Here is a 9,725-nt window from a genome sequence, read left to right on the forward strand (position 1 = left end):
GACGAGGAGAAATATTTTAAATTGTTAATTATTATGATTGATATAAGTAACGCTTTACCGACTTTTATTATTACCTTAAGAGAAGGTTTTGAAGCCGCTTTCCAAACACCAATGTAATTGATTCTCAATCCCCCAATGACTTCTGACTCCTTGAGCAAATTTTTTCACTCCTTGATTAAGATCAAGACTGGTCAGATAATATCTTCTTTCTATGGTTGTTTCTCTCCCCTTAATCTTTCTTTCTGATTCCACTAACCCAATGGTTTTAAGTCCAGTCCACTTTTCATTATCAATCAGATGTTCCACTCCACTCATTAACCAATAACGACGAATTTCAATTCTTCCATGTCCTTTTTCAATGGTTTTCCAAGATTCATAGTCGATATTTTCAAAATTGGTTTTCAAAGCCCAGTTAAATAATTGTTCCACATCTTCACAAATATTTCCTTGGTTTCCCTTTAAACTTAAAATATAATCGGCTTCTTTTTCGATGATGGTTTGCGCAATTTTCTTTTGTGTTCCCATGGCATCAATCGTCACAATACACCCTTTTAAATCCAATACCTCCAATAGTTTAGGAATAGCGGTGATTTCATTGGATTTCTCATCCACTTTGACTTGTGCAAGAACTAAATTATTTTGAGTAGCCCAAGCACTAACCATATGTATTGCTTTTTGATTTTTAGCTCCATCATAAGAATGACGTAATGTTTTGCCATCAATAGCAACGACTTCTCCATGGGTGATTTGAGCGATGGCTTCAATCCAACTCAAAAAACATTCTTGTAATTGCTGAGGACATAAACGAGCAAAAACACGCGCAATCGTATCATGGGAGGGAATACCATTAGGTAATGGTAAGAATGTGGCTAACCAAGATTGTTTACAAAGTCCATATTCTTCAATTTCTACCCAAGTATCAGCTCCACAAATAACGGCGAGGATTGTGAGAATAATAATATCTCGAAGTTGATGTTCAATTAAATAATCAACACGAGGATCGTCAATGGAGTCAAAATGTTTCCACAAATCTGATAATGAATTTACGACAGTACTCATCAGGGTTTTTAGTCAAACACGAAAACTAACTTAACTTTTTCAGTATCTCACAAATTTTTAGTATGCGTTTGCCCTGTCTTACCATAAGAGAATAATTGCTAAAAAATTGAGTTCCACATAAAATGATAATGGTCCGATTTTGTGTCAACTTATATTTTGCAAAAGATATAATAATTAAATTTTGGTAACTTATAGATAATGAATAACTCTTTTTTCGATCCTAATCCTAATCAGGATGATAACTATAATAATAACGGCAATGGTAAAGAGTTCGATCGAGAGGAGTTAGCGACATTATCTCCTCAAAAAAGACGAGAGTTTCAGAAATTATTTATTATCCTTATCACTGTTGGTTTAGTTATCGGTTCGATCGTTTCTTTTGCTTTAATTAAGGTAATGGGTAAATTCGGATTAACCGAAAAAACTCCCCAGTTTGAAAGAATACAAGAGAATTAAGAATTAAAAAATTTTCGGCTTTCTTACTTTGAGTATGATAAATTATGTCTAAAAAAGTCCTCATCTTGCCCCTCCCCTCATCTTCCTCATTATTTGTTGATAGATTGCCATAACCACAAAATGAGAGTAGAATGGAAGTTTGCACAATAAATTAAATTTTTATTCATAAATCAGGGGATAATTATTATGCGAGTATGTCAACTCACAGGGAAAAAAGCTAATAATGCTTTTGCAGTTTCTCACTCTCATCGTAGAACTAAAAGATTACAACACGCTAATTTACAAGATAAAAAAATTTGGTGGGCTGAGGGTAATTCTTTCGTTAAACTTCGTATTTCTACAAAGGCACTCAAAACTTTAGATAGTAGAGGTTTAAGCGCTATGGCAAAAGAGGCTGGAATTGATTTAAACCAATACAAGTGTTAATTGTGCAAATTGTGGCAATTCCAATTATGTGGGCATTGCCCACTTTATCATTATACTTTTAGCTTCTTCGGCGAGAAGCCCCACGCCGTAAACACGACAGTGCGATTCGTTCTAGCCAAAGTCTAGGATAAAACCAAAACGTAAGCTAGGCAAGGTTTACATTAAAAGTACCTTGACAACTCTATATCCTGTGCGACCCGTTCTAACAAAAGTAGAGGTTAGCAACAACCAAAACGTAAGTTAGGTAAGGTTAACTTGTAAAACCTTACAACTTTACACCCTTGTAAGTGAAAGTCTTACCCATGATTTGACCGTGTGACAGCATAGCCCACAGTGACTTGAGGTGGTAACTCATACACTGAAGCTGGGCTAAAAGGCGATAACTCCTAGCCTAAAAGGGGAATCTCGCCGAGCAGAGCGACAATGACTACGCAAGGAATCCTCGACTGAATCATCGTGAGAGTTAACTGGCTAAATAAGGCTGATAAGCCAGACCAAAAGGTAACACTCTAATGTACCAGAAAATTAGGATAGTTTAACTGGAGTCAAAGACACAGAGTCGGTGATAAGAGGAAGTCTAAAGTCGAATAAAAGGATGTAAGGAACGGAGTAACCCCACATAATCTCTCAAAGAGGTCGAATACTTTGAGTAGTTACCAGCGTAAGGTTATGAGGGGTGGGATTGACTAAGAAGCCAATGCTCTCATGTAATGTGAAAGATATGCTGACGTAGTCACTTTGATAAACAATGTAAAGTCAATAGAGTAATAAAATTATGACAACGAAAAAATCGATTGATAAAGCAAATAACTGGAACACATGGTCTTCTATTAATTGGAGGATTGTAGAAAAACAGATATTTCGATTACAAAAGCGAATTTACAGAGCGAGTCAGCGTGGAGATGTCAAGTTGGTTCATAGTCTGCAAAGATTACTGGTAAAATCCTATTACGGAAAACTGTTAGCAATTAGAAAAGTAACCCAAGATAATCAGGGCAAGAAAACAGCAGGTGTGGATGGAGTTAAATCTCTAACCCCAAAGCAACGTCTTGATATAACTGGTCAAATAAAATTAAGAGGTAAATGTAAACCGACTCGTAGAGTCAACATACCTAAACCTAATGGGGAAACAAGACCGCTTGGGATACCGTGCATAGAAGACAGAATCAAACAATGTCTGGTTAAATTAGCCTTAGAACCCCAATGGGAAGCAAAATTTGAACCGAACAGCTATGGATTTCGACCAGCTAGGTCGGCACACGATGCAATACAAGCAATATTTAATTCTGTCAGGTCTCAACCCAAATATGTGTTAGATGCGGATATTGCAAAATGCTTCGACAAAATAGACCACGAAAAATTACTTGCGAAACTTGAAACCTACCCACAATTAAGACGTGAAATAAAATCATGGCTCAAAAGTGGATTCATGGATAACAAACAACTATACTCAACCAAAGAAGGTACACCGCAAGGAGGGGTAATCTCACCACTACTAGCAAATATAGCCTTACACGGTATGGAATTAGAACTTAAAAAGTTTGCACAAACATGGGAAGGAAGAAAAGTTAACAATGAAAAATCATTGAATATCATAAGATATGCAGATGACTTTGTTATCCTACATAAGGATATAGAAAGAATCATTCAATGCAAAGGAATTATCGAAAACTGGCTGAAAAATTTAGGACTTGAGTTAAAACCAAGTAAAACCCGTATCTCCCACACTCTCCATGAGTATGAAGGAAATATAGGCTTCGACTTCTTAGGATTTCACATTCGACAATACGAAGTTGGACAAACACACACGGGGAACAACACAATAGGTAAACCACTTGGATTCAAGACCATCATAAAACCATCAAAGGATAAAATAAACTGTCACATCAAAAAGATTGGAGACATAATTAGGAAGCATAAAGCCAGTCCACAAATAGCATTAATTAAGGAACTCAACCCTATAATTAGAGGTTGGGCGAATTATTATAGCTCGGTATGCAGTAAGGAAACTTACTCAAGATGTGACCACATAATTTATCAACAACTCAAAAGATGGACAGAAAGAAGACATCATAATAAATCCAAATCGTGGGTAGCTCGTAAATACTGGCATACTCACGGATTAAGAACATGGGTGTTTTCTACTAGAGATGAAGATGGAATAAGACTCCTAAACCATAGCGAAACGGAAATCAAAAGACACACCAAAGTCAAAGGAGAGAAATCACCATTTGATGGGGACTGGATTTATTGGACAACCCGTATAGGAAAACACCCTGAAGTTTCAACCAGAATGGCTACTTTGCTCAAGAAACAGAAAGGGAAGTGTAATCACTGTGGACTCAATTTCAAAAGTGATGACTTGTTAGAAATCGACCATATCATCCCTAAATCAAAAGGTGGAAAGGATGTGTATAACAATCTACAAGTACTTCACAGACATTGCCACGATGATAAGACTGCCAAAGACGGCAGTCTGAATCGTACCCATGACAAGGGGTTTATCAGAGAGGAGCTGTGTGAGGTGGAAACTCTCATGCACAGTTCTGAAGACGAGTTCAGATGGTGACATCTGAGCTTAGTTTAACTGTAAGTGAAAATCTTACCCGCTATTGTCAGCGTGACAGCATAACCCTTACTGACTTGGCTTTGGTAAACCATACGGTAAAGCAGGGTTAAAAGGTGTTCTCACTACTAGCCTAAAGTGGTGTTACATCGAGCAAATCAACTATGACTACCACAAGGAATCTTTGTCAGAACCATCGTGAAATTTAACTAGCCAAATAAGGCTGACAGGCTAGACTAAAAAGTAAAACCCTAATGTACTAGCAGATTGATTATTCTGAACTAGAGACAAATACATAGAGTCGGTGGACAGAAGAAGTCTAAGGTTGAGTAATACCGCAATCAAAATGATTGACGGAAGGATATAGGGAACGAGATAACCTCTCATAATCTCTCAAAGAGGTCGAATACTTTGAGTAGTAACCAGCGTAAGGTTATGGGAGGTGGGATTGTGTAAGAAGCCAACGCTTTTATGTAATGTAAGAGATATGCTGACGTACACACTTTGATAAACAATGTAAAGTCAATAAAGTAATAAAATTATGACAACGAAAAAATCGATTGATAAAGCAAATAACTGGAACACATGGTCATCTATTAACTGGAAGATTGTGGAAAAACAGATATTTCGATTACAGAAGCGAATTTACAGAGCGAGTCAGCGTGGAGATGTCAAGTTGGTTCACAGCTTACAAAGATTACTCGTAAAATCCTATTACGGCAAACTTCTAGCAATTAGAAAGGTAACTCAGGAAAATCAAGGTAAGAAAACAGCAGGTGTGGATGGAGTTAAATCTCTAACCCCGAAGCAACGTCTTGATTTAACTGGTCAATTAAAACTTAGAGGTAAATGTAAACCTACAAGAAGGGTGAACATACCTAAACCTAACGGAGAAATTAGACCACTGGGGATACCTTGTATGGAAGATAGAATAAAACAATGTCTAGTTAAATTAGCGTTAGAACCCCAATGGGAGGGTAAATTTGAACCAAATAGTTATGGATTTCGACCAGCGAGGTCATGTCAAGACGCAATAGAAGCCATATTCAACGCTATAAGGTATCAGCCGAAATATGTGTTAGACGCTGACATTGCTAAGTGCTTTGACAGAATAGACCACAATAAATTACTTGTAAAACTTGAAACCTACCCACAATTAAGACGTGAAGTTAAATCATGGTTAAAAAGTGGATACATGGACGGCGAACAATTATTTCCCACCGAAAAAGGAACACCACAAGGAGGAGTCATATCTCCCTTACTGGCAAATATAGCCTTACACGGAATGGAATTAGAACTTAAAAAGTTCGCCAGATCATGGAAAGGTAGAAAGAAACATAATGAAGATTCACTCAGTATAATCCGATATGCAGATGATTTTGTTATCTTACACAAAGACATCGAGAGAATCATTCAATGCAAGGAAATAATAGAAAACTGGTTGAAAGATTTAGGACTTGAATTAAAACCAAGTAAAACCCGTATCTCTCACACTCTTAATGAGTATGAAGGAAACACGGGATTTGACTTCTTAGGATTTAACATCCGTCAATATGAAGTAGGAAAAACACACACAGGTTCAAATACAAAAGGTGTGCCACTTGGGTACAAAACCATTATAAAACCATCAAAGGAAAAAATCAAAGCCCATATTAAAAAGGTTGGGGAAATAATCAGGAAACATAAATCATCACCACAAGTAGCTTTAATCAAAGAACTCAATCCCATTATTCGGGGATGGGCGAATTATTACAGCTCAGTGTGTAGTAAAGAGACTTACTCGAAATGTGACTACCTATTATATCAACAACTCAAAAGATGGGCGGAAAGAAGACATCCTAATAAATCCAAATCGTGGGTAGCCCGTAAATACTGGCACACTTACGGAATAAGACGATGGGTGTTCTCGACCAGAGATGAAGATGGAATAAGACTCCTAAACCATAGCGAAACGGAAATCAAAAGACACACCAAAGTCAAAGGAGAAAAAACACCATTTGACGGGGACTGGATTTATTGGACAACCCGTATAGGAAAACATCCTGAAATCTCAACTAGAATGGCTACTTTGCTTAAGAGACAGAAAGGGAAGTGTAATCACTGTGGACTCAATTTCAAAAGTGATGACTTATTAGAAATCGATCATATCATACCAAAGTCAAAAGGCGGAAAGGATATGTACAACAACCTACAAGTACTTCATAGGCATTGCCACGATGATAAGACTGCTAAAGATGGTAGTTTGAATCGTACCCATGACAAGGGGTTTATCGGAGAGGAGCTGTGTGAGGTGGAAACTCTCATGCACAGTTCTGAAGACGAGTTCAGATGGTGACGTCTGAGCTTAGTTTATCTATCATTATGCGGATAAAACATTAGTAGGAATTACCGTTTTAAATGCTTCTTTATTTTCAGCGAATCCTATTTATGGGGGGAATTAAGCCTGAGAATTAATGATTGCAATTACCCAAAGAGAACAAAAATTACTTGTTGACATTAACGAATATAGTAATTACTATATAATTACGATAATTAAAAACGATTTTAATGATGACAGAAAATACCATTCATACTCGTTTAGTGAAAATTGGCAATTCCCAAGGGGTTAGACTGCCAAAAACCTTACTAGAAATTGCCAATATTAAAGAGCAAATTGATTTATCCATTGAAAACGGGAAAATAACAATTTGTGCCTCTGAAAAAAACAACATAAGATTAAATTGGGCAAAATCATTTCAAGAAATGGCATCTCAAAATGATGATCAACTATTAGATGATGATATTGAAACATTATCTAATTGGGATAATCAAGAATGGGAGTGGTAGATGAAACGATTTGATATTTATCTAGTCAATCTTGATCCTACTCTTGGTAGTGAAATAAAAAAAACTCGTCCTTGTGTGATTATTTCCCCAGATGAAATGAATGATTATATCAAAACTGTTATTATTGCACCTCTAACAAGTCAAGGTAAAATTTACCCCACTCGGATTGAGTGTAATTTTCAAGGGAAACAAGGATTAATTGTTTTAGATCAAATTAGAACTGTTGATAAAATTCGTTTAGTCAAAAAACTGGGTATTCTCGATAGTTTTACTCAAGATCAAGTCTTATTTAAGCTAGGAGAAATGTTTGCCCCATAATAAATTTTTTTCTCCAATTCAAAATTAGATAAAAGTCCATTGTGATTATTAACTTTAAAGATAAAGAAACTGAAAAAATTTTCCATCGACAAAAATCGAAAAAATTGCCTTCAGAGATTCAACAAGTAGCCTTGCGTAAACTTCGGATGCTAAATAGAGCAAATACTTTACAAGATCTTTTAATTCCTCCCGCTAATCGTCTAGAACGTTTAAAAGGAGATAGAATGGGACAGTATAGTATTCGATCGAATTAACTCTCAGTGGCGAATTTGTTTTGAATGGGACGCAGGGAGTGTTGTAAATGTAGAAATAGTTGATTATCATTGAGGTTTTTCCATGCTTGAAGATAAATTAAATCCTATTCACCCCGGCGAAGTTTTGTTAGAGGAATTTCTGAAACCGATGAATATATCTACTGATAAAATAGCTCAAGACCTGAAAATATCTATAAAGCTGATCGAGGATATTATTGAGGAAAAAAAAGGGATTTCGGCGGATATAGCTTTACGTTTAGCTCGTTATTTTGATGTTTCTCCTCAGTTTTGGCTAGGGTTACAAATGGACTATGATTTAGATGTAGCAAAAGATACCTTTGGACAACTTATCAATCAAGAAGTCACTTGCTCTCAGTAATTTTCTATTGATCGACTGGATATACCCATTAATGCCCAAGGGGTAAATTGTAAAGGAATTGAAATTAAAGATAATTGTTGGATTGGAACTCATGTAACGATCTTAGATGGTGTTACGATTCATGAAAGAGCAGTTATTGGAGCAGGGGCGGTAGTAACAAAAGATGTTTTACCTAACAGTGTGGTTGTAGGAAATCCTGCCCGACATATCAGATATAGGGGTGAAAATGAAGGTAATTTTAATTATTCCTTAAAAGAGAAATATAGAAAAAGCAGATATAGTTCATGTTTACTGGTGGAATAATCCTCATCTTTACGACTTATTGAGATCAGACTTACCCCCCATGCGATTACTAACATGGTTTCACGTTGCAGGAGATCAACCTCCCCATGTTATTACAAAACAATTAATTGATCATTCTGATTTTGCCTTAGCTTGTAGCCCATACACTTATAATAGAAAGGCTTTTCAAGACTTAAATTCAGAAACCAAAACCAGTAAAACGGGAATGATAATTGCTGGAAGTGATTTTGAGCCAATCAAAAATTATCAAAAACGTTCCCATGATGGCTTTAATACCTTCCCCGAAAAACCGATCGCACCTCTTGAACAAATCCTCGATGAAAACTGGCTTCCTTAAATCGTCACAAAACTTAACCAAAAGCTCGATCGCCCCTTCACCGATCTAGAGTAACTTAAAAAATCCCTTTGAAAGTATTGAAATAACAATTTTTAGTGATGGTACATGGAGGTACGAAATTGTTGAACTTTAAAGAAATGCCCTTAAATGAATTAAGGAAATATGTTTTGAAAAATAGAAAAGATGAAACTGCATGGAAAGAGTTTGTTAGTCGCCCTCGCCCCCATGCAATCATCGTAACGCCTGAAACATCGTTAGAAGAACAAGAACTTATTTTCCGACAAGCTAGTAGCAAAAAACAGAATAGCGACTAAAATCACAATATCATTCAGCCTGACGATCGAACCTCCTCATTACCAAACCCGATCGAACCTTCCCATTCCCTAAAACTCGATCGAACCTCCTCATTACCAAACCCGATCGAACCTTCCCATTCCCTAAAACTCGATCGAACCTCCTCATTACCAAACCCGATCGAACCTTCCCATTCCCTAAAACTCGATCGCACCTCCCCATTTCCAAAGCTCGATCGAACCCCCTCATTTCCCTAAAACTCGATCGAACCCCCTCATTTCCCTAAAACTCGATCGCACCTCCCCATTTCCAAAGCTCGATCGCACCCCCTCATTTCCCAAAACACGATCGCACCCTCCCTATTACCTAAAGCTCGATCAAACCTCCCCATAAACCCGATCGAACCTCCTCATAAACTCGATCGAACCTCCTCATAAACTCGATCGAACCTCCCCATTCCCAAAAAGGCGATCACCACTTTTAACGATCACACGATCGCTGTTCTTT

The 9,725-nt window shown here is 37.0% G+C and carries 12 protein-coding genes and 1 pseudogene; 11 read left to right on the forward strand and 2 right to left on the reverse strand.

The window, feature by feature from the left end:
* Positions 1-75: 75 nt before the first annotated feature.
* On the reverse strand, positions 76-1,059 hold the full coding sequence (locus ACN4EE_RS20420; RefSeq protein ID WP_431708344.1) for an ISAs1 family transposase: 984 nt from the start codon (positions 1,057-1,059) through the stop codon (positions 76-78).
* Positions 1,060-1,257: 198 nt separating this feature from the next.
* On the opposite strand from ACN4EE_RS20420, the gene ACN4EE_RS20425 reads away from it, so the two are divergent.
* The 11 genes and pseudogenes from ACN4EE_RS20425 (at position 1,258) to ACN4EE_RS20475 (ending at position 9,238) form a co-directional block, all read left to right on the forward strand.
* The gene (locus ACN4EE_RS20425) at positions 1,258-1,515 is read left to right on the forward strand and encodes a hypothetical protein (RefSeq protein ID WP_431708345.1); all 258 of its coding nucleotides are present in this window, start codon (positions 1,258-1,260) and stop codon (positions 1,513-1,515) included.
* Between the two features lie 183 nt (positions 1,516-1,698).
* The gene (gene rpmB / locus ACN4EE_RS20430) at positions 1,699-1,941 is read left to right on the forward strand and encodes a 50S ribosomal protein L28 (protein WP_431708353.1); all 243 of its coding nucleotides are present in this window, start codon (positions 1,699-1,701) and stop codon (positions 1,939-1,941) included.
* Between the two features lie 775 nt (positions 1,942-2,716).
* Positions 2,717-4,510, forward strand: a complete 1,794-nt coding sequence (ltrA, locus tag ACN4EE_RS20435) for a group II intron reverse transcriptase/maturase (RefSeq protein WP_431708346.1) — start codon at positions 2,717-2,719, stop codon at positions 4,508-4,510.
* Positions 4,511-5,048: 538 nt separating this feature from the next.
* A complete protein-coding gene (gene ltrA / locus ACN4EE_RS20440) occupies positions 5,049-6,842 on the forward strand; it encodes a group II intron reverse transcriptase/maturase (RefSeq protein ID WP_431708347.1) in 1,794 nt (597 codons plus the stop codon).
* Between the two features lie 212 nt (positions 6,843-7,054).
* Positions 7,055-7,333: an AbrB/MazE/SpoVT family DNA-binding domain-containing protein gene (locus ACN4EE_RS20445; RefSeq protein ID WP_431708348.1), complete on the forward strand. Its 279-nt coding sequence runs from the start codon at positions 7,055-7,057 to the stop codon at positions 7,331-7,333.
* Positions 7,334-7,651, forward strand: coding sequence for a type II toxin-antitoxin system PemK/MazF family toxin (locus ACN4EE_RS20450; protein ID WP_431708349.1), 318 nt, complete (start codon positions 7,334-7,336; stop codon positions 7,649-7,651). It abuts the gene before it with no gap.
* Positions 7,652-7,692: 41 nt separating this feature from the next.
* Positions 7,693-7,978: pseudogene (locus ACN4EE_RS20455) on the forward strand (type II toxin-antitoxin system RelE/ParE family toxin).
* A gap of 9 nt (positions 7,979-7,987) precedes the next feature.
* A complete protein-coding gene (locus ACN4EE_RS20460; protein WP_431708350.1) occupies positions 7,988-8,284 on the forward strand; it encodes a HigA family addiction module antitoxin in 297 nt (98 codons plus the stop codon).
* 63 nt (positions 8,285-8,347) lie between these two features.
* Entirely contained in the window at positions 8,348-8,587 is a 240-nt protein-coding gene (locus ACN4EE_RS20465) for an acyltransferase (protein WP_431708354.1), read from the forward strand.
* 40 nt (positions 8,588-8,627) lie between these two features.
* Entirely contained in the window at positions 8,628-8,924 is a 297-nt protein-coding gene (locus tag ACN4EE_RS20470) for a hypothetical protein (RefSeq protein WP_431708351.1), read from the forward strand.
* A 137-nt stretch (positions 8,925-9,061) separates the two neighbouring features.
* Complete coding sequence (locus ACN4EE_RS20475; RefSeq protein WP_431708355.1) at positions 9,062-9,238, forward strand: DUF6887 family protein; 177 nt, start codon at positions 9,062-9,064, stop codon at positions 9,236-9,238.
* A 14-nt stretch (positions 9,239-9,252) separates the two neighbouring features.
* Here ACN4EE_RS20475 and ACN4EE_RS20480 read toward each other — a convergent pair whose 3' ends face one another.
* Positions 9,253-9,432, reverse strand: a complete 180-nt coding sequence (locus tag ACN4EE_RS20480) for a hypothetical protein (RefSeq protein ID WP_431708352.1) — start codon at positions 9,430-9,432, stop codon at positions 9,253-9,255.
* Positions 9,433-9,725 lie beyond the last annotated feature (293 nt).

It is taken from the genome of Geminocystis sp. CENA526 (assembly GCF_050753365.1).
Taxonomy (GTDB): Bacteria; Cyanobacteriota; Cyanobacteriia; order Cyanobacteriales; family Cyanobacteriaceae; genus Geminocystis.

Coding starts and splice junctions, on each gene's coding strand:
- ACN4EE_RS20420 (WP_431708344.1), bottom strand. CDS start 1,059: ATGAGTACTGTCGTAAATTCATTATCAGATTTGTGGAAACATTTTGAC.
- ACN4EE_RS20425 (WP_431708345.1), top strand. CDS start 1,258: ATGAATAACTCTTTTTTCGATCCTAATCCTAATCAGGATGATAACTAT.
- ltrA (WP_431708346.1), top strand. CDS start 2,717: ATGACAACGAAAAAATCGATTGATAAAGCAAATAACTGGAACACATGG.
- ltrA (WP_431708347.1), top strand. CDS start 5,049: ATGACAACGAAAAAATCGATTGATAAAGCAAATAACTGGAACACATGG.
- ACN4EE_RS20445 (WP_431708348.1), top strand. CDS start 7,055: ATGATGACAGAAAATACCATTCATACTCGTTTAGTGAAAATTGGCAAT.
- ACN4EE_RS20450 (WP_431708349.1), top strand. CDS start 7,334: ATGAAACGATTTGATATTTATCTAGTCAATCTTGATCCTACTCTTGGT.
- ACN4EE_RS20460 (WP_431708350.1), top strand. CDS start 7,988: ATGCTTGAAGATAAATTAAATCCTATTCACCCCGGCGAAGTTTTGTTA.
- ACN4EE_RS20470 (WP_431708351.1), top strand. CDS start 8,628: ATGCGATTACTAACATGGTTTCACGTTGCAGGAGATCAACCTCCCCAT.
- ACN4EE_RS20475 (WP_431708355.1), top strand. CDS start 9,062: ATGCCCTTAAATGAATTAAGGAAATATGTTTTGAAAAATAGAAAAGAT.